At 70.3% G+C, this 18,560-nt stretch carries 17 protein-coding genes; 6 read left to right on the top strand and 11 right to left on the bottom strand.

Annotated elements, in window-relative coordinates; all coding sequences use genetic code 11:
* Window positions 1-30: 30 nt before the first annotated feature.
* The 9 genes from LXT21_RS23045 to LXT21_RS23005 form a co-directional block, all read right to left on the bottom strand.
* A complete protein-coding gene (locus LXT21_RS23045; protein WP_254040330.1) occupies window positions 31-1,353 on the bottom strand; it encodes a hypothetical protein in 1,323 nt (440 codons plus the stop codon).
* Window positions 1,350-2,426, bottom strand: coding sequence for an RNA 3'-terminal phosphate cyclase (gene rtcA / locus LXT21_RS23040; protein ID WP_254040329.1), 1,077 nt, complete (start codon window positions 2,424-2,426; stop codon window positions 1,350-1,352). The genes LXT21_RS23045 and rtcA overlap by 4 nt, the downstream gene beginning before the upstream one ends.
* Before the next feature lie 284 nt (window positions 2,427-2,710).
* Window positions 2,711-4,666 (bottom strand): CocE/NonD family hydrolase, encoded by a 1,956-nt coding sequence (locus LXT21_RS23035; protein WP_254040328.1) that lies wholly within the window; start codon window positions 4,664-4,666, stop codon window positions 2,711-2,713.
* 89 nt (window positions 4,667-4,755) lie between these two features.
* On the bottom strand, window positions 4,756-6,165 hold the full coding sequence (locus tag LXT21_RS23030) for a sigma-54-dependent transcriptional regulator (protein ID WP_254040490.1): 1,410 nt from the start codon (window positions 6,163-6,165) through the stop codon (window positions 4,756-4,758).
* Between the two features lie 10 nt (window positions 6,166-6,175).
* Window positions 6,176-7,513, bottom strand: a complete 1,338-nt coding sequence (locus LXT21_RS23025) for a sensor histidine kinase (protein WP_254040327.1) — start codon at window positions 7,511-7,513, stop codon at window positions 6,176-6,178.
* Between the two features lie 34 nt (window positions 7,514-7,547).
* Entirely contained in the window at window positions 7,548-8,225 is a 678-nt protein-coding gene (locus tag LXT21_RS23020) for an NAD(P)H-binding protein (protein ID WP_254040326.1), read from the bottom strand.
* Window positions 8,222-9,430 carry an MBL fold metallo-hydrolase gene (locus tag LXT21_RS23015; protein WP_254040325.1) on the bottom strand — a complete coding sequence of 403 codons (1,209 nt, stop codon included), beginning with the start codon at window positions 9,428-9,430 and terminating at the stop codon, window positions 8,222-8,224. Before LXT21_RS23015 ends, LXT21_RS23020 begins: the two co-directional genes overlap by 4 nt.
* A complete protein-coding gene (locus LXT21_RS23010; RefSeq protein ID WP_254040324.1) occupies window positions 9,427-9,978 on the bottom strand; it encodes a TetR/AcrR family transcriptional regulator in 552 nt (183 codons plus the stop codon). Before LXT21_RS23010 ends, LXT21_RS23015 begins: the two co-directional genes overlap by 4 nt.
* A 123-nt stretch (window positions 9,979-10,101) precedes the next feature.
* On the bottom strand, window positions 10,102-10,290 hold the full coding sequence (locus tag LXT21_RS23005; protein ID WP_254040502.1) for a hypothetical protein: 189 nt from the start codon (window positions 10,288-10,290) through the stop codon (window positions 10,102-10,104).
* 303 nt (window positions 10,291-10,593) lie between these two features.
* On the opposite strand from LXT21_RS23005, the gene LXT21_RS23000 reads away from it, so the two are divergent.
* The 6 genes from LXT21_RS23000 (at window position 10,594) to LXT21_RS22975 (ending at window position 17,041) form a co-directional block, all read left to right on the top strand.
* Complete coding sequence (locus LXT21_RS23000) at window positions 10,594-11,658, top strand: HlyD family secretion protein (protein ID WP_254040323.1); 1,065 nt, start codon at window positions 10,594-10,596, stop codon at window positions 11,656-11,658.
* On the top strand, window positions 11,655-12,416 hold the full coding sequence (locus LXT21_RS22995; protein ID WP_254040322.1) for an ABC transporter ATP-binding protein: 762 nt from the start codon (window positions 11,655-11,657) through the stop codon (window positions 12,414-12,416). The genes LXT21_RS23000 and LXT21_RS22995 overlap by 4 nt, the downstream gene beginning before the upstream one ends.
* Window positions 12,413-13,351 carry an ABC transporter ATP-binding protein gene (locus LXT21_RS22990; protein WP_254040321.1) on the top strand — a complete coding sequence of 313 codons (939 nt, stop codon included), beginning with the start codon at window positions 12,413-12,415 and terminating at the stop codon, window positions 13,349-13,351. The genes LXT21_RS22995 and LXT21_RS22990 overlap by 4 nt, the downstream gene beginning before the upstream one ends.
* Window positions 13,352-13,356: 5 nt before the next feature.
* The gene (locus tag LXT21_RS22985; protein WP_254040320.1) at window positions 13,357-14,490 is read left to right on the top strand and encodes an ABC transporter permease; all 1,134 of its coding nucleotides are present in this window, start codon (window positions 13,357-13,359) and stop codon (window positions 14,488-14,490) included.
* A gap of 16 nt (window positions 14,491-14,506) precedes the next feature.
* Window positions 14,507-15,643 (top strand): ABC transporter permease, encoded by a 1,137-nt coding sequence (locus LXT21_RS22980; protein ID WP_254040319.1) that lies wholly within the window; start codon window positions 14,507-14,509, stop codon window positions 15,641-15,643.
* Window positions 15,644-15,754: 111 nt separating this feature from the next.
* Window positions 15,755-17,041: an MFS transporter gene (locus tag LXT21_RS22975; RefSeq protein ID WP_254040318.1), complete on the top strand. Its 1,287-nt coding sequence runs from the start codon at window positions 15,755-15,757 to the stop codon at window positions 17,039-17,041.
* Between the two features lie 2 nt (window positions 17,042-17,043).
* On the opposite strand, the gene LXT21_RS22970 is transcribed toward LXT21_RS22975, so the two are convergent.
* Window positions 17,044-17,238: a hypothetical protein gene (locus LXT21_RS22970; protein ID WP_254040317.1), complete on the bottom strand. Its 195-nt coding sequence runs from the start codon at window positions 17,236-17,238 to the stop codon at window positions 17,044-17,046.
* Window positions 17,239-17,329: 91 nt separating this feature from the next.
* Window positions 17,330-18,556, bottom strand: coding sequence for a threonine aldolase family protein (locus LXT21_RS22965; RefSeq protein ID WP_254040316.1), 1,227 nt, complete (start codon window positions 18,554-18,556; stop codon window positions 17,330-17,332).
* Between the last annotated feature and the right edge of the window lie 4 nt (window positions 18,557-18,560).

Raw genomic sequence — 18,560 nt, 5'->3', positions numbered from 1 at the left:
GTGAAGGTTACTCGGGAACGTCGCCGAGCCTCAGACCTCCTTGAAGTTCCAGCCCGCCAGGTGCTTCAGGTCCTTGGCGCCGCCGACGGGGATGCGCGTCGGTGTGGGCTCGCGATGCTTCGGCGCGGGCACGTCGACCGCGATGCGCTTGATGCCCGTCGTCTTGTCCAGGCTCGCGCACCAGGTCTGCCAACGCTCGCCGTTCAGGCGGTCCCTGAACTCGAGGCCCACCACCTGCTCCGCCGTGGGCTGCGTGGGGGACAACAGGTCGAGGAACTCCATCAGGCCGCGCTGGGTGCCAGAGGGACTGTCGTTGCGAACCTGGTGGCAATAGGCCGCGCCCCAGAGGTCCTCGCGGAACCGGATGGCATACACGCTGCCCGGCGTCGGCGGCCCGGGAAGGGACTTCGGCTTCGGGCTCGCGGGCGCCGCGGCGCTGGCCGGCTTGCGTCGCTTCGTGGGCGGCGGCGTCGGTGCGGCGGCGGGTTCCTTCTTCGGGCGCTCGAGGTGGCCGAACAGCTTCTCGACGTTCTCCTTCCGGACGCCGTCCTTGGCCGACCACCACGCGAGCGGGGCCGGAACCTCGACTCGAATCGTCGGGCGCTGGTCGCGCTCCACGGCCGTGGTGAAGCGGGTCAGCAGGCCCGGATGCTCGGGCGTCTCGAGGATGCTGATGAACGCGAGCGCCTCCAGCACCGTCTCGCAACGATAGGCACTGCTGGCGCTCAGCAGCTTCGCCTTGTGGAGCGCGGTGCGCGCATGGCTGTAGCGCGACGCGGGCGGAAGGCGGCGCAGCAGGTCGAGGACCTGATGGAACACCCAGACATCGCGCGGCGTGGGCTTGGGCCACTGCGCGGCTTTCTGGTCCAAGGCCCACGTCAGGGTGAGCACGCCCTCCGTCGGTTGTGACGCACCCCACATCGCCCCCTGGACATGGTTCAGGTACGCGGTGCAGGTGGCGTCGACGGCGTCGTCCTCGAAGAAGCAGACCCGGCAGTGACCACCGCCCATGGGGTCTTCCTCGTGTGTCGGCATCGCGCGCCCGAGGACCGCGGCGGGCAGGACGGCCAGCCACGCGACATCGGCGGAGGTCATCGAGGCCACGAACGCATCCGCGGCCCGACGCAGGTCCACCGCCTTGCCGGCCTTGCGCAGCTTCTGGATGACCTCGTCGTGCTCCCACTGCACGAAGGTGTTGGGCACCCACCCCGCGGCCTTCAGTCGCTGGTGGTCCTCCTTCGTGAAGGTGGTGGGGACGCGATGGCAGTAGTTCCCGTCGTCGTCGAAGAAGGTGTTGTTCGTGCCGTAGATGCGGGCCAGCAACGCCATGACTTCGGTGTCTGGAGAACTCATCCCGAGGGGCGTACCTCGACGGCCCCGCTCGCGTCCACCTGGACGCGCACCGGGAGGAACCGCTCCACGACGCGAGCGTGCGTCGTCAGGTGGTCCGTCACCCGCGCCGCCGTGAAGCGCGTGGTCCCCGGCTCCGCCTTCCCCAGTCGGCCCGAGGCCAGCAGCGCCGCGGGCAGGAGGATCTGGTCCGCGAGGTGCTCGTCCAGCGCGCCGCCGGTCTCCATGAAGTGCGCCAGGGCCTCGCCCGCTTCACGCCCCACTTCTTCCGCCGGGCGCCCCTTCTCTCCCAGCGCCGTGAAGCCCGCGATGGTGTGCTCGAACTGCGCGAGCACGAAGGTCACCGTGCCCGTCGAACGCGTCACGGGCAGCGGCCGGTTCTCCGCCTCCGCGACGATGCCTCGCTCGCGCAGCACGGCCACCGTGGCTCGCGACTGCCGCTCCGCGATGCTGAAGGGCAGTCCGCCCACGAAGGACGAGACATGCACTTCGTGCAGCATGCCGCGCGCGGGCAGCTCCACCAACAGCGGCGGCTGCCTCGGCGCGCCCACCTCCGCGACCATCTCTCCCGCGCCCTCCGGATAGAAGCCCGCCTGCGGCATCGTGAGGTGCACGGGCAACCCGTACGCCATGGCCACCGGCTGCCAGACCGTGGCCACGTAGTGGAAGCTGGGGCTGTGCGGCAGGTGCGTCCCCCCGCGCAGCGTCAGTCGTCCTCCGCCCGCGAGGGCCAAGGGATAGACGAGACACTGGAACAGGAGCGGTGTGCTCCCGGCGGTACCCACCTCGACCAGGTAGTCCCCGGCGCGCACGGTGCCCGGGGTGAAGGACAGCTCCGAGGCGCCCACGGTGGCGCCCTCGCTCGTCCCGCCCAGCACCTCCGCGCCGCGTACACACGCCAGATGCTGAGGACGCAGTCCGGGAGGCTCCCGCCGTGAGCGCAGGTGGGTGATGTGGAACGGCCGGCCGGTGATGAGCGACAGCGACAACGCCGAGCGGAGGATCTGCCCTCCTCCCTCGCCCTCACTCCCGTCGAGCCGCACCCGCCCGTTGTCGGGCCCCTCGGTGCCAGTCACTGTCCCACCCTCCCGTCCGTCGTCCCGTGATGCGGCGAAACCTAACAGGAACGGGAGGGGATCTCCCGTCCGTCAACCCTCACGCCGCGTCGAGCGGGCGATGCATGACAGATGAGCCCTCGGGCCAGCCACTCCGTGCGCTCCGGGGTGGCGCCATGCCCACCTCGAGTACGGCTGACGCCGCGAGCCGAGCGTCTCTCGATGTGACTCGCTCCGCTCGCCCCCGCCTCATGCATCCAGCCAGGGCGAGTCCTCCGCCACGGAGCGGGCGGCCATCCCGCGCCTCACCCGCCCTGTGCGTCCAGCGACGGCAGCACGCCCACCTTGAGCGAGCTCGGGTGCGTGGCGGAGTGGTACACGCGATGGAAGGCGCGCGTGAAGTCCGACTCCTTCGCCTCGAAGATGTTGGGCACGAACGTCTGCGGGTTCCGGTCGATGAACGGGAACCAGCTCGACTGGACCTGGATCATCACCCGGTGCCCGCGCTGGAACGTGTGGAACACGTCGTTCATGGTGAAGCGCACCTTCGTCACCTCGTTCGGCTTGAAGGGCTTGGGCTCGCTGTAGCTGTCGCGGAAGCGGCCGCGGAACGGCTCGCCGCGAATCAGCGTCTGCTGCGCACCCCGGTTCTCCAGGCCCTTCTCCGCGTCGGCGCGCGTCCACCCGCGCATCGTGCCCGGGTTCACATCCACCAGCTTCACCACCCAGTCCGCGTCCGAGCCCGTGGTGGACACCCACAGCTCCGCCTCCAGCGGCCCCGCCACCGTGAGGTCCTGCTCCAGCGGCTCCGTCTGGAACACCAGCACGTCCGGCCGCGTCGACGCGAAGCGCTGGTCCTCCGCCATGAAGCTGCTGCTCCACCGCGTCAGGATCTCCTGCGTGTACGGCACGGGCTTCGCCGGGTCGCTGATGTACTCGGCGAAGGACTCCGCCGTGTTCGTCCCCGCGGGCGCCTTCATCGAGAGCCCTCCCTTGGGCTGGAAGAACAGCCGCGTCTCACGCAGCCCCTTCGGCGGCCACGCGTCGAACTGACGCCAGCGGTTGGCGCCCGTCTCGAACACCATCGCCTCCGGCACCTCGGGCTTCGCGCCGCCCTTGAGGTGGTACTTGAAGAACCCCTGCGCCAGCGTCTGGAACGCCTCCGCCGTGTTGAAGCCGAACTCCGTGTCCGCCAGCTTGTCGATCTCCCCCCGCGCCCAGCCGCCGTGCGGCCACGGCCCGATGAGCAGCGAGTTGGAGATGCCCGGGTTCTGCTTCTCGATGGCCGCGTACGTGCGCAGCGGTCCGTACAGGTCCTCCGTGTCGTACCACCCGCCCACCGTCAGCACCGCCGCCTTGATGTTCTTCAGGTGCGGCAGGAGGTTCCGCGCCTGCCAGAAGGCGTCGTAGTTGGGGTGCGCGACGACGTCCTTCCAGAACGCGACGTCGCCCTTCATGTGCTTCGTGTCCGCGTTGCTCAGCGGCCCCAGGTCCAGGAAGAACTGGTACCCGTCCGGCGTGCCGAACGGGAAGCGGTTCCAGTCCTCGGAGTCCGTCGGCGCGGGCCTCGGCTTGCCGAAGGTGGAGAAGAAGTTGAACGCCAGCGTCAGGTTGAAGGCGCCATGCCGATGCATGTCGTCCCAGAACCAGTCCGCGATGGGCGCCTGCGGCGACACGGCCTTGAGCGCCGGGTGCGAGTCGATGGCGCCCGCCGACGTGTAGAAGCCCGGATACGAGATGCCCCACTGCCCCACCTTGCCGTTGTTGTTCGGCAGGCGCTTCACCATCCAGTCGATGGAGTCGTACGTGTCCGTGCTCTCGTCGATGTCCTTGGGCCCGCGCTTGTTTGGATTGTGCGGCCGCACGTTGACGAACTCGCCCTCCGACATGTTCCGCCCGCGCACGTCCTGGAAGACGAAGATGTAGCCGTCCTTCTCGAACTCCTCACTCGGCCCGAGCACGGGGCGGTACCGGTCCAACCCGTAGGGCGCGACGCTGTAGGGCGTGCGAATCAACAGGATGGGGTACTTCTTCGCCGGCGACGCATCCACCGGCGCGTAGACGGACGTGAAGAGCTTCACGCCGTCCCGCATGGGGATGCGGTACTCGAACTTGGTGTAGCCCTTGCGGATGCGCTCGGTGCGCTCCGCGGGTGGGCCCTCGGGAGGTTTCGAGGCGGGCGCGGCCCGCTGGGCCACCGCGGGACTGGCGAGGACACACAGCAACACTGCCACGAGGCGACGGGACGACACGGGGGACATGCACGCTCCTGGAAGAGACGCGACATCGTGGGGGACTCAAGCGGGCCCCGAACTCCCCGGAACGATGTTTGTTCCCGAGCAGCCCGGGTTCAGCCCTTCCCCTCTCCGCCTTCCTCGGGGGCGCTGTCCAGTCCGTATTTGCGCAGCTTGTCGTGGAGCGTGGCCCGGCCGATGCCCAGGCGCCGCGCCGCGCCACTGCGATTGCCCCCCTCGATGCGCAGCGCGTCCAGGATGAGTCCCCGCTCGTAGGCCTCCACCCGCTCCTTGAGCCCCAGGCCGGACTCGACCTCTTCGCCCCGGGACGGCGCCTCTGCCAGGGCCGTCGTCGCGGGCGCACCGCCGGCGACGGGGGTCGGCAGGAGGGACAGGTCCAGCTCGCCATCACTGGACAGCGCGACCAGGCTCTCCAGCGTGTTCTCCAGCTCGCGCACGTTGCCAGGCCACGGCAGCGCCGAGAGCTTCTCGAAGAACCCGTCCGGGAGGTCCAGGTGTCCGGTGTGGAACCGGCCACTGAAGCGGTCCAGGAACATGCGCGACAGGACGGGGATGTCCTCGGGGCGTTCGCGCAGGGGCGGCACGCGCAGCTGCACCACGTTGAGGCGGTAGTAGAGGTCCTCGCGGAACTGTCCCTCCGCCGCGCGCTTGCGGAGGTCGCGGTGCGTCGCGGCCAGGATTCGCACGTCCACCTTCACGGGCCGGTCCTCACCCACCGGGCGGACCTCGCCCTCCTGGAGCACCCGCAGCAGCTTGGCCTGGAGCGGAGGGGCCAGCTCGCCGACCTCGTCCAGGAGCAGCGTGCCGCCATCGGCCTCGCGGAACAAACCCTGGCGTGACTTGACGGCCCCGGTGAAGGCGCCCTTCGAGTGGCCGAACAGCTCCGCCTCCGCGAGCTCCTCGGTGAGCGCCGCGCAGTTGAAGCGCAGATAGGGGCGGTTCGCTCGCGGCGAGGCACGCACCAGCGCCTCCGCCACCCGCTCCTTGCCCGTGCCGCTCTCTCCCGTGATGAGCACCGTCACGTCTCGCGAGCCCGCGCGCTGGACCAGCTGCGCCAGTCGACCCATGGACTCCGAGGTGAAGACCAGCGAGCGCGACAGGTTGAGCTCTCCCGTCAGTCGCTCGTTCTCGTCCCGGAGCCGCACGGACTCGAGCGCGCGCGTGACGACGGCGAGCAGCTCCTCCACGTCGAAGGGCTTGCGGAAGTAGTCGTAGGCGCCGGCCTTCACGGCCTCCACCGCGAAGCGCTCGGAGCCATGCGCGGTGATGACGATGATGCGAGGAGCCCTCGGCGTCGCGCTCACGCGGCGCACCAGCTCCAGGCCGTCCATCCGGGGCATCCGCAGGTCCGTGATGACCAGCTCGAAGGGCCGCGCCGCGAGCTTCTCCAGCGCGGCCGCGCCGTCCTCGGCCTGCTCCACCTCCACGCCCCGCAGGCTGCGCAGCATCTCCTTGAGGGTGAAGCGCACGCCCGCGTCGTCATCGACCACGAGCACGCGGGTCATCGCGTTCGTCTCAGCCCGCACGGGCCACCTCCCGCTCACGCACGCCGTCGAGCGTGCCCGCGGGCAGCTCGCGCGGCAACAGAAGCTCCGCGACGCAGCCCCCCTCGTTGCGCAGGGTCACGTCGCCCCCGTGTTGCCTCGCCAGCGCGCGCGCCACCGTCAACCCCAGCCCCGAGCCCCTGGCCTTCGTGGTGACACCCGCATCGAAGACGCGGTCGATGATCTCGGGCGACAGCCCCGTCCCCGAGTCGCGGACGATGACGCGCACGTCGCCCGCGCTCCCGGATTCGACATCCATGGACACGTGGCCTCCCGGAGGGCTGGCCTCGATGGCGTTGTGGAGCAGGTTCATCACCACTTGCTTCACCTTGCGCGCGTCACACACCGCGAGCACCGGCCCCTCCCCACCGCGCGACAGTCGAACCTGATGTTCGGTGGCCAGCCCCTCGTGGAGGACGAGCGCCTCGTCGCACAGCGACGCCAGGTCCACCTCGTTGACCGAGAGCGGGACGAGCGGGCGTGAGAAGTTGAGGAACTCCTCCAGGATGCCCTGCATCCGCGTCACCTCGCCCGCGAGCACCTCCAGTCGCTCGCGAGGCTGCGCGCGTCCGTCCTCGCGGAGCATGAGCTGCGTCAGTCCCTTCACCGTGGCCAGGGGGTTCTTCAGCTCGTGGGCAATCTCTCCCGACAGCGCCTCCAGCGTCCGAGCGTGGGTGCGGTGCGTCGTGAAGAGCTCATCGCGCTGGAGGAAGGACTCGGTGAGCATGTCCTCGAAGGTGCCACGGATGGCGGCGCCCACGATGTTGGCCGCGACGACCAGGAACAGCATCCCCCCGGAGATGGCGATCAACATCGCCTTGGGAGGCTCGCCCAGGAAGGACAGGTGCAGCGGCGGTGTCCACTCCAGCAGGTGGGCCGCCGACAAGAGCGACACCAGGACCAGCTCCACCGCCATCAAGGCCCACCGCTGGCGCTGGGGCAGCACGGCGGCGCCCACGAAGGCGAGCGGCAGCACCAGGGGCAACAGCGGACTGGCCAGTCCTCCGGTTCCCCAGGTCAGGCTCTGCTCCAGGAAGATGCCCACCGCGAGGTTGCCGGAGATGCTCCGGGTGGTGAGCCCCTCGCGCTCGTAGCGGCGCAGCTCGTAGAAGAAGAACGACAGCGCCACCACCACCTGCCCCACCAACCAGGAGCGTCGCCAGGGCGCGCCATCCACGAGCGCCGCGGTGGACACGGCGAGCATCAGCACCGCGCCGCCGTAGGCCCTCAGGCGCACCATGCGCCCGAAGATGTGGGCGATGTGCTTGAGCTGGATGGCCTGGAAGCTGCGTCGACTTCGCGGTTCCATGTTCGCCTTCATCCCGGACGGACTCTCGGGCTCCTCAGCGCGCGACGCGGGCCGCGAGCGCGTTGATGTCGTCGTTCTCCAACACCTGCTTGGGCGCGCCGGACCGCGCCGCCTCCAGCATGGCGAGTCCCACCGCCTCGGTGGTCGTCACGAACCGGGGCGCGAGTCGCTTGAGCACCGGATAGAGCGGGCCGAGCACCGCGTAGAGCGCGCGATAGAGCCGCGTCCTCGACACGATGCCGTGCAGGGGCTGGATGAAGGCGGGGCGGAACATGTAGGCCGCGCGGAACGGCATGCGCAGGAGGGCGTTCTCGGCGCGGCCCTTCACGCGGGCCCACATGACGCGGCCCTTCTCCGTACCGTCCGTGCCCGCTCCGGAGACGAAGATGAACGTCATCGTCGGGTTCAGGCGCAAGAGCACGCCCGCCGCCGCCAGCGTCACGTCATAGGTCACCTTCGAATAGGCCTGCTCATCCATCCCCGCGGAGGACACCCCCAGACAGAAGAAGCAGGTGTCGTAGCCCTGGAGCGAGGCCTCGATGGCGCCGTAGTCCAAGAAGTCCTGGTGGAGGACCTCGCGGAGCTTCTCGTGTCGCTGGCCCGTCGGGGAGCGCACCACGGCGAGCACCTGCTCCACGTCCGGCGCGAGCAGGCACTCCCGCAGGATGCCCTGCCCCACCATGCCCGTCGCGCCGAAGAGCACCACCTTCACGGCTTGCCTCCCGGCGACGACACGGTGACGGGCCCGTCCATGCCCGTCGACAGCACGGGGTGCTGCGCCGCCGTCTCCCACGTCAGCGTGGGCCACCACTGCTCGCGGACGGGCTCCGCGCTCGGCTCCACGCTCTGCCCGGGCTTGGGCAGCAGCAACGTCACGGAGGCGCTGGTGGCCGCCGCGCGCACCCGCTCGGCGGGCTCCGTCCAACCGTGGTAGGCGAGCCCGAAGAGGGCCCAGTGGATGGGCAGCATCACCTGCCCCCGTAGCATCTGGTGTGCCAGCACCGCCTGCTCCGGACCGATGTGCCAGTCCGGCCACGCCCGGTGGTACTGCCCCGTCTCAATCATCGTCACGTCGAAGGGCCCCAGCTTCTCGCCGATGTCCTTCATCGCCGGGAACAGGCCCGTGTCGCCGGAGAACCAGGCGCGGCGCGTGGGCCCCAGGAAGGCGTAGCTGGCCCAGAGCTTGGCGTCGTTGTCGAACAGGTACCGGCCGGACGCATGCCGCGCGGGCGTGGCGACGATCTCCACCTCCCCCACCTTCGTGCGCTCCCACCAGTCGAGCTCCACGATGCGGTCCACCGGCACGCCCCAGTACTCCAGGTGCGCACCCACGCCGAGCGGGACGATGAAGACCGCCTTCGTCTGCTCCTTCAGCGCCACCATCGTCGGCTGGTCCAGGTGGTCATAGTGGTCGTGGGAGACGACGATGGCGTCGATGGGCGGCAGGTCCTTCATCGCGATGGGCGGCTGGAACCAGCGCTTCGGACCCGCCCAGGTGAAGGGCGACACGCGCTCGCTCCACACCGGGTCCGTCAGGATGCGCAGGCCGTCGAGCTCCACCAGCTGCGACGAGTGCCCCATCCACGTCACCCGCAGCCCCGACGCGGGCGGCGTCTGGAAGCGCTTCGGGTCGATGGGCTCCACGGCGAGCGGGCCCTCGGGGTTCGTGTGGGGGCTGGCGTCGAGCAGCCCTCCGAACATCTCCCCATAGTGGTTCACCAGGGGCTGTGGGTTCACGAAGCGCCCGTCCTTCCACTGGGGCGAGCGCTCCATGCGCGCCCTGCGCTCCCCCGTCGCCCGCTTGCCGAAGGCCGTGTAGCCATCCACGACCAGGAAGAGCGTGCCCAGCACCAGCGCCGCGCCCAGTCCCATCGCCCCTCGACGCAGCACGCGTCGAGCCGTTCCTCGTGTCTTCATCGCGCTGCTCCCAAGGGCATGCACAGCGCGCGCACCGCGATGGTCAACCCATCGACGAAGGCCTCGCGTGTGTCGCCGCTGTGTTTGAGTCCTCGTGCCGTGGCGTTCAGCGTGTCCACGAGCTGCCGGGCGGACAGTCCCGCCGGCTTGTAGGCGGCCACGAGCCCCGAGGCCCGCACCGCCTTCGTCACCGCCTCCACGAACAGGGCCTCGTGCTGGACGATGACCTCCTTCGCGGCGGTGCCGTTCACCACCTCGCTCAGGTCCGACGCCCCCGCGCCCACGCTGCCCACGAAGTGTCCCATCCAGGCGTCGAACCCGCGCACCAGGCGGGCCTCGAACGAGAGGGACTCATCCGTGAGGCCCTCCCGGGCCCGCTGGAGTGAACTCTCCATCGCGTGCCACAAGGTGGCCTGGAACAGCTCCTCCTTCGTCGCGAAGTGGAGGTACAGCCCCTGGCGCGAGATGTCGGCGGCCCGGGCCACCTCGTCCATGGACGTCTTGCGAAAGCCGTAGCGCAGGAAGACGCCGAGCGCCGCGTCCAGCAAGCGGTGCCTCCGTGCGTCCTCCGCCGGGGGCCTGGCGGGAGTCTTCGTGTCCGTGCCCATTCTTGTCAGAATTGACAAGATGGACCCAGATTGTCAACTCAACCCACCGGGCCCGTGGGGTGCTCAGCGGACGCTGGGGCGGCCACCGTCGATGACGCGCAGCGCGGCCTTGGAGGGGCGACGGGCCGAGGCCTTGGGCTTGCTGGCCGCCTTCTTCCTGGAGGGCGCGGGGGCCTTGGGTTGCTGGGCCGGCGGGCGCTTGCGTGGATGCGGGAGCGGCAGGCTGAAGAACAGGTACATGTCGAGCAGCATGGGGCCTCTTCGCCTTCGGGACTTGCGCGTGGAGCGTGGCGCGCGGCCGTAGAGCAATGGCGGTGCCACGGCGAGCGCAAGGTGCCACGCCGGTGCGTCCACGGACGTGAAGAAGCATGAAGAAGGCATGTGGGACTGTCATGGGGTGTCGGGCTTCCGGCGGGGGTGCCGGATATCCGGCGGGGTGGCCGCGCGGGCTTCCGACACCTGGCGGGCGGCCGTGGGACGGAAACCCTGGCATGCGGTTTGCCATCGAGGGCGGTCGTCACGCGGCGAGAGGCCGCGGCATCGAGGGGAGACTCCATGCGACGTGCCGTCGTGTTGTTCGTGGTCCTGGTGGTGGCGCTCGCCACGCTCCTGGGCGTGCGCATCCTGAAGGACCGACGGGCGGCGGAGGGACCCGCGGGAGGCTCGGGCGTGGTGGAGGGCACCGCGGTGGACATCCGCGCCCGCATCAATGCCCGCGTGTTGTCGCGGCAGGTGGAGGAAGGCGCCCGCGTGGAGAAAGGCGCGGTGCTCGTCACGCTCGACTGCACCGAGCCCGAGGCCGGACTGGAGGAGGCCCGCGCGAGGTTGTCCATGGCCCAGGCGCAGGCGGACGGGGCGCGAGCGGCGGCGGTGGCCGCGGGTCGCAGCAGCGAGGCGGTGGCGGCGCAGGCCGAGGGGAGCCAGGCGCAGATCGCCTCGCTGGCGGACCAGCAGGGGCTGGCCCAGCGTCAGGCGGAGCGGCTCCAGAAGATGGGCGACGCGACCACGGAGGCCGCGCTGGACCAGGCCCGCGCGCAGGCGCAGTCGTTGGAGCAGCAGCTCGCGGCGGCGCGCCACGCGAGCACGGCCGCGTCCCGTCAGGCGCGCGCGGCCACCGAGCAGGAGCGCGCGAGCGTGCAGCAGGCGGAGTCCGCGCTGCGCGCCATCCAGGCCGCGGAGGCCACGGTGCGACGGGCCCAGGTCTCCGTGTCGGAGTGCGAGCTGCGCGCGCCGTTGAGCGGGACGGTGGAGACGCTGGCGCTGGAGGTGGGTGAGCTCGCCCTGCCCGGCGCGGTGGTCGCGCGGCTGGTCGACACGCACCGTCCCAAGGCGACCTTCTATCTGCCGAACGCGGAGCTCGCGGCGGCGCGTCCGGGCCAGTCCGCGACGGTGCGCGCGGACGCGTATCCGGACCGCACCTTCAACGCCCGCGTGGTGACGGTGGCGCGCGAGGCCGCCTTCACGCCCCGCAACGTGCAGACGCGCGGCGACAGGGACCGGCTGGTCTATCCCATCGAGGTGCACATCGAGGCGCCCGCGGACGTGCTGCTGCCGGGCATGCCGGTGGAGATCACCCTGGGGCCGGTGAACGACGCGGCGGTGGCGGAGCAGCGGCCATGAGCACGTGCCCCGACGTCGACGTGTCCCTGGAGGAGGTCCGCCGGAGCTTCGGGAAGACCCCCGCGTTGCGGGGCGTGTCGCTGGCCGTGCATCCCGGCGAGGTCTACGGACTGGTGGGCCCGGATGGCGCGGGGAAGACGACGGCCATCCGATTGATGGCGGGGCTGCTGCTGCCGGACGCGGGGCGCGTGAGGATGCTCGGCGAGGACCCGGCGAACACCCGCTCGTCGGTGCGCGAGTCCCTGGGCCTGGTGCCCCAGCGCAACACCCTTTACGGCGACCTGAGCGTCGACGAGAACCTGCGCTTCTTCGCGCGGCTGTTCGGTCTGTCGCGCGAGGACTTCGCCGAGCGGCGCGAGCGACTGCTGGACATCACCCGCCTGCGCCGGTTCACGGAGCGGCGCGCGGATGCGCTGTCCGGAGGCATGTACAAGAAGCTGGCGCTGGCGTGCGCCCTGCTCCACCGCCCCCGCGTGCTGCTGCTGGACGAGCCCACCAATGGCGTGGACCCGGTGAGCCGCCGCGAGCTGTGGGAGTTGCTCTACTCGCTGGTCCATGAGGGCATGACGCTGCTGGTGTCCACGCCGTACATGGACGAGGCGGCCCGCTGCCATCGGGTGGGGCTGCTCTATTCGGGCACGCTCATCGCCGAGGGAGATCCCCGGGCGCTGGCGCGTGAGCATGGCGCCGCGGCGTCCAACTTCGAGGCCGTGTTCCTGGCCCTGGTCGAGAAGCACCCGGGCGGGAGGGCCGCATGACTCCGGCCATCGAGGTGCGTCACCTGACGCGCAGGTTCGGTGCCTTCACCGCCGTGGATGACGTGAGCTTCGACGTGGGGACCGGCGAGATCTTCGGCTACCTGGGCGCGAACGGCGCGGGCAAGTCCACCACCATCCGCATGCTGTGTGGACTGCTGAAGCCCACGGCGGGAGACGCGCGGGTCGCGGGCTTCGACGTGGAGCGCGAGCCCGAGCGCGTGAAGGCCGGCATCGGCTACATGTCCCAGAGGTTCTCCCTCTACCTGGACCTGAGCGTGCGCGCGAACCTGGAGTTCTTCGCGTCCGCGTATGGCGCGCATGGGAAGCAGCTGCGCGCGCGCATCGGGGAGATGGTGGAGCGGATGCAGTTGGACGCCGTCCAGGACGAGGTGACGGGCGCCCTGCCCGGCGGCATGCAGCAGCGCGTGGCGCTGGCGAGCGCGGTGTTGCACAAGCCGCGCATCGTCTTCCTCGACGAGCCCACCGCGGGCGTGGACCCGGTGCAGCGCCGCTCCTTCTGGGAGCTGATTCGCGACCTCGCGTCCCGAGGCACCACCGTCTTCGTCACCACGCACTACATGGACGAGGCGGAGAACTGCGCCCGCATCGGCATCATGGTGGACGGGAAGCTGGTGGCGCTCGACACGCCTTCTGGGTTGAAGGCGACGCACGCGCCGGGGCGGGTGCTGGAGGTGCGCGGTCCGAACCTGTCCTCGGCGCTCGATTCGCTGCGCGGCATGGACGGGGTGCTGGATGTGAGCCGCTTCGGCTCGGGGGCCACGGTGCGGGTGGACCCGGCGCGGCTTCCGCCGGAGACGCTGGCCGGGTGGCTGCGGGCGCGGGGCGTGGACCCGTTGGAGCTCGAGGACTCGGCGCCGACGCTGGATGACGTGTTCCTGGCGCTCACGGCCCGCGCGCAGCGAGGGGATGACTGAACGCCATGGCCTCGACACGCGCGAATCATCGGGTGGGACGCATCCTCGCGATGGCGGAGAAGGAGGTGCTGCACATCCGGAGGGACCTCCGCACCCTGTACCTGGCCCTGGCGATGCCGGTGCTGATGTTGGTGCTGTTCGGCTTCGGCATCAGCTTCGACGTGGACCACCTGGAGCTGGCGGTGGTGGACCAGGACCGCACGGACCTGTCGCGCGAGCTGGTGCGCCACGTCACCGCCTCGAACGAGTTCGTCGTCTCGCATGAAGGCACCTCCCCCGAGGAGGCCCTGAGCGAGCTGCGCCGTGGCGCCGTGACAGGCGTGCTCCTCTTGAACAAGGGGTTCGCGGAGGACGTGAAGCGCGGCGGCGCGCAGGTGCAGTGGTTGATGGATGGCTCGGACGGCAACACGGCGACCCAGGCGCTCGCGAAGGCGCAGGCGCTGGTGCAGATGGCGGGACAATCGATGGGGGGCACGGTGCTGCTCACGGCGCCGCCGCTGGAGGCGCGGGTGCGGACGCTGTTCAACCCGGATGCGCGCTCGGCGATGTTCCTGGTGCCGGGGCTTGCCGCGTACCTGCTGGCCATCGTCGCGGTGCTCATCACCGCGCTGACGGTGGCTCGCGAGTGGGAGCGAGGCTCCATGGAGCAGCTCTTCGCCACGCCGGTGGGACGGCTGGAGATCATCGTCGGCAAGCTGTTGCCCTACCTGGGCATCGGCCTGCTCCAGGTGTTGCTGGTGCTGACGGTGGGGGCCTGGGTGTTCGACGTGCCGGTGCGCGGGAGCCTCGTGGTCCTGGGGTTGGGCTCGGTCCTGTTCCTGGTGGGGATGCTGGGCCAGGGGCTGCTCATCTCCGTGGTGACGCGCAACCAGGTGGTGGCGACGCAGGTGGCGACGATGACGTCGGTGCTGCCGTCGATGCTGCTGTCGGGGTTCATCTTCCCCATCGAGAACCTGCCGACGCCGCTGAAGCTCATCAGCACGTTGATTCCGGCGCGGTACTTCGTGGCGACGCTGCGCGGGGTGCTCCTGCGCGGCAATGGAATGAATGTGCTGTGGCCCCAGCTGGTGGCCCTGGCCCTGTTCGCGCTCTTCATGCTGGTGCTGGCGACCCGCCGCTTCCAGCGGCGCCTGGATTGAACGGAGGGACACGGACATGCATCCGCTGATGGTGCAGTACCGCGCCGTGGTGGTGAAGGAGGTGCGCCAGACGGCGCGGGACAAGCGCGTCATGGCCCTGCTGACGCTGGCGCCCCTGATGCAGTTGTTCCTGCTGGGCTTCGCGGTGAACTTCGACGTGCGCCATGTCCCCACGGTGGTGGTGGACCGGGACAGGACGGCGGAGAGCCGCGACTACACGCGCTCGCTGCTCGCCGGGGACACGCTGGACCTGAAGGCGGAGCTCTCCGACGAGCACGCCGCCGAGGAGGCGCTGGAGCGAGGCGAGGCCTCGGTCGCGCTCATCATCCCCCGCGACTTCCAGAAGGATGTGTTGAAGGGCCAGGACGCGCGGGTGCAGGCGCTGGTGGATGGCTCGGACCCGACGCGCTCGTCCGTCGCGGGGAACGCCGTGGCGCAGTTCGCGGTGCTGCGCGCGACCCAGCTCGCCTCGGCGCAGGCCCGGCGACAGGGCGGAGTCCTTCCCCTGGCTCCCGTGGAGCTGGTGCCGCGCGTGCTCTACAACCCGGAGCTGACCACGTCCGTGTACGTGGTGCCGGGCATCGCGGCGATGCTGCTGCTCATCGTCACCACCGTCATCATGGCCATGGGGCTGTCGCGCGAGCGCGAGACGGGGACGCTGGAGCAGTTGCAGGTGACGCCGCTGCGGCCTGGCATCCTGATGGCCGGCAAGGTGACGCCGTTCCTGCTCATCGGCCTGGTGGATGTGGGGCTCGCGCTGTGCGTGGGCGTGTGGGTCTTCGGGGTGCCACTGCGTGGCAGCTTGACGCTCGTCGCGGTGGCCACCCTCTTCTACCTGCTGTCCACGCTGGGCGTGGGGTTGCTCATCGCGACGGTGAGTCGCACGCAGCAGCAGGCGTTCGTCGGAGGCTTCCTCTTCGTGCTGCCGGCGGTGCTCCTGTCGGGGGTGATGAGCCCCATCCGGGCGATGCCGGACTGGCTCGCGTGGGTGACGTACCTGAACCCGGTGCGCTACTACGTGGAGGTGCTGCGTGGTGTGCTGCTGCGGGAGGCGAGGCTGACGGACTTGTGGCTGCAGTTGGTCCTGCTCGCCGTCTTCGGCGTCGTGATGATGGCCGTGGCGGCGCGGCGGTTCCGCAAGACGTCCGCCTGAGCGGGTGTGGGGAGGAGTCGTCAGGGGAGCGAGCGCTTCGGAGGCCCGCTCCCGTGCGCTCGCACTGTGACTGGAAAGCGCGCGGGGCGTGCGTTACAGGCGGGCACCAGCATGTCCGAAACCGCCGCCCCTGCCCTCTCCGTCTTCCGTCATCGGGATTTCCGCCTCTACCAGATCGCCCGGCTCTGCGCGGTGCTCGCCATGCAGGTCGAGTCGGTGGCCATCGGCTGGCAGGTGTACGAGGTGACGGGGAGCGCGCTGGCGCTCGGGTACACGGGGCTCTCCCAGTTCGTGCCCTTCCTGTGCTTCTGCCTGATTGGTGGACAGGTCGCGGACCGGTTCGACCGACGGAAGATCCTGGCCATCTGTCAGGGCGTGATGCTGCTGTGCAGCCTGGCGCTGCTGTCGTTCTCGCTGGGGCACATCCGGGATGTCCGCTTCGTGTACGGCGTGCTGGTGCTGTTCGGCACGGCGCGCGCGTTCTATGCGCCGGCGGGCTCGGCGCTGACGCCGCACCTGGTTCCGAAGGAGGAGCTGACGCGCGCGGTGGCGGTGAACTCCACCACGTGGCAGGTGGCCACCATCGCGGGCCCGGCCGTCGGCGGTGTGCTCTATGGGTGGGCGGGACCGACGGGCGCTTATCTGGGCTCGGCCACGCTGTGCGCGCTGACGGTGGTGTGGATCCTCTCGTTGAAGGTGCGGACGGGGCGGGCCTCGTCGGCGCCCCTGTCTTTCTCCACGCTGGTGGCGGGGCTGGGGTTCGTGCGTCGGCAGCGGATGTTGCTGGGGAGCATCACGCTGGACCTGTTCGCGGTGCTGCTGGGCGGCGCGGTGGCGCTGTTGCCCATCTATGCGCGAGACGTGCTCCACACGGGCCCGTGGGGGCTGGGGCTCTTGCGGTGTGCTCCGGCGGCGGGCGCGGCGTTGGTGGCGGTGGTGCTGGCGATGCGTCCGCTGGGAGGCCGGGCGGGCGTGAAGATGTTCGTGGCGGTGGCCATCTTCGGCGGGGCGACGCTGGTGTTCGGGATGAGCCGCTCGCTGCCGTTGTCGCTGCTCGCGCTGGCGGTGGCCGGCGCGGCGGACATGGTGAGCGTGGTGGTGCGTCACACGCTGGAGTTGATGGCCACGCCGGATGAGATGCGCGGTCGGGTGGGCGCGGTGAACATGATGTGCATCGGCGCCTCGAACGAGCTGGGTGAGTTCCGCGCGGGGTGGCTCGCGGAGCACGTGGGCGCGGTGCCCGCCGTGGTGACGGGCGCGGTGGGGACGCTGGCCATCGTGGTGCTCTGGGCCTGGGGCTTCCCCGAGCTGCGGCGCGTGGACCGCCTGGAGACTGCGGCGCGGGGTGCGCAGCCCGAGCCTCGGGAAGCCGAGGCGCCTGCCTCACAGGCGGGGTGACGTCAGGCGGCGGCGCCCTCGTAGCTGACGCGCAGGCCACGGTGGGTCACGGTGATGACGGGGCGGCCCATCCATCCGCAGTGCTTGCAGACGCCGCTCGGGCCTGACGCCGTGACACGCACGGGCAGGTCCGACGCACAGACAGGGCAACCCTCGGGAATCTTGAAGTCGCGCGGTGCGGGGTGTGCTTCGGTCATGCATTTGAGGTAACGCAGTCGTCGACCTCCGCAAGCGCGCGGCTCGTGTCGGGAGCAGGCGGGCGCACGAGGGGCCGTGTGCCGTGCCGCTTCACGAGGCCTCGTCGAGGAGACGGCGATAGACGTGGACGATCTCCGCGTCGGTGAGGTCGTTGAGTCCCTCGGTGACCTCGAAGTCGGTTTCGGCGATGCCGGGCACTCGCGTGGGGGCGAAGCCTCCCATCCAGATGCGCGACTCCTTCGCGAGGGCGAGGGCGCGGAGTGAGAGGGCCTGGGAGTCGCCTCGGACGTAGACGCGGAACATGTTCGTCTGGATGGGACGGGGCTGGACGGTGAGCCGAGGGTCCGCGGCCAGGGCTTCGCTCAAGGTCTTCGTGCGGCGGAACAGCGCGGGCAGGCCCTTGATGGCGTCATCGAGGCGCATGGCCGCCGAGGCGACGTAGGGGTAGTGGTGGTAGAGGTTGCCGCCGTGTCGGTGCCGCCACACGCGGGCTTCGCGGATGAAGTCCTCGCCGCCCACGAGCATGGCTCCGCCCAGCGCGCCGAGGCGCTTGTAGAGCGAGACGTAGACGGAGTCGAAGCCTCGGCAGATGTCGGCGAGGGGGCGGTCGTAGAAGGGCTGGCACTCCCACAGGCGGGCGCCGTCCATGTGCAGCTTCACGTTCTTCTCGCGACAGGTGCTCTTGAGCTCCTCGAGTTGTTCCCAGGTCTGGAGCTGGCCCCCCAGCCAGCGCACGGGGAGCTCGACGCTGACGGTCCCGAGGGTGTCCGGTGAGCGCTGGATGTCGCGGGCGAGGAGCGGACGCGTCCAGGGAGAGAGGATGACGTCGCGCAGGTGGTGGAGGACGACGTGGCTGCTGTCCTCGTGGAGCACGTGGTGCGAGGTCGGGTGGAGGCCGACGTTCCGGTTGCCGCGCGCATCCGCGTAGATGCGGAGCGCGATGAGCTGGGCCATGGTGCCGGTGGGCATGTAACAGCCGGCTGGGAACCCGAGCAGTGTCGCGAGCTTCTTCTCGAAGGACTCGACCAGCTCGCCCTGTCCGTAGAAGTCGCTGCCGGCGCCCTGTTTGCGCATCCATTCGCCGGTGGCGATGAGCTCCGCGGCGGGGTCGCGGTTGAGGGTGCCGGTGACGGAGCCGCGACAGGCGCGGCGGATGGCGTCGACCTCGGCACGGGACGGTGGGGAGGGCGGGGGCTTCGAGGGCTGGGGTTTCGCGGGGGCAGCGGCGTGTGAGACGACGGGGGCGAGCAGCGCGCTCCCCGCGAGCAAGCGGGTCAACGCGAGGAACTCACTTCGGCTGAAGCGGTGATGGGACATCGGG

Source organism: Myxococcus guangdongensis, assembly GCF_024198255.1.
GTDB lineage: Bacteria > Myxococcota > Myxococcia > Myxococcales > Myxococcaceae > Myxococcus > Myxococcus guangdongensis.
Note: the sequence above shows the minus strand (reverse complement) of the source record. Positions and strands in the feature narration are given on the sequence as shown.

Excerpts from the sequence above, each read along its gene's own strand:
- LXT21_RS22985 (WP_254040320.1), top strand. The coding sequence starts at position 13,357 with ATGGCCTCGACACGCGCGAATCATCGGGTGGGACGCATCCTCGCGATG.
- LXT21_RS22990 (WP_254040321.1), top strand. The coding sequence starts at position 12,413 with ATGACTCCGGCCATCGAGGTGCGTCACCTGACGCGCAGGTTCGGTGCC.
- LXT21_RS22970 (WP_254040317.1), bottom strand. The coding sequence starts at position 17,238 with ATGACCGAAGCACACCCCGCACCGCGCGACTTCAAGATTCCCGAGGGT.
- LXT21_RS22980 (WP_254040319.1), top strand. The coding sequence starts at position 14,507 with ATGCATCCGCTGATGGTGCAGTACCGCGCCGTGGTGGTGAAGGAGGTG.
- LXT21_RS23045 (WP_254040330.1), bottom strand. The coding sequence starts at position 1,353 with ATGAGTTCTCCAGACACCGAAGTCATGGCGTTGCTGGCCCGCATCTAC.
- LXT21_RS23030 (WP_254040490.1), bottom strand. The coding sequence starts at position 6,165 with ATGACCCGCGTGCTCGTGGTCGATGACGACGCGGGCGTGCGCTTCACC.
- LXT21_RS23000 (WP_254040323.1), top strand. The coding sequence starts at position 10,594 with ATGCGACGTGCCGTCGTGTTGTTCGTGGTCCTGGTGGTGGCGCTCGCC.
- LXT21_RS22965 (WP_254040316.1), bottom strand. The coding sequence starts at position 18,556 with ATGTCCCATCACCGCTTCAGCCGAAGTGAGTTCCTCGCGTTGACCCGC.
- LXT21_RS23005 (WP_254040502.1), bottom strand. The coding sequence starts at position 10,290 with ATGCTGCTCGACATGTACCTGTTCTTCAGCCTGCCGCTCCCGCATCCA.
- LXT21_RS23035 (WP_254040328.1), bottom strand. The coding sequence starts at position 4,666 with ATGTCCCCCGTGTCGTCCCGTCGCCTCGTGGCAGTGTTGCTGTGTGTC.
- LXT21_RS23015 (WP_254040325.1), bottom strand. The coding sequence starts at position 9,430 with ATGAAGACACGAGGAACGGCTCGACGCGTGCTGCGTCGAGGGGCGATG.
- LXT21_RS23025 (WP_254040327.1), bottom strand. The coding sequence starts at position 7,513 with ATGGAACCGCGAAGTCGACGCAGCTTCCAGGCCATCCAGCTCAAGCAC.
- LXT21_RS22975 (WP_254040318.1), top strand. The coding sequence starts at position 15,755 with ATGTCCGAAACCGCCGCCCCTGCCCTCTCCGTCTTCCGTCATCGGGAT.
- LXT21_RS22995 (WP_254040322.1), top strand. The coding sequence starts at position 11,655 with ATGAGCACGTGCCCCGACGTCGACGTGTCCCTGGAGGAGGTCCGCCGG.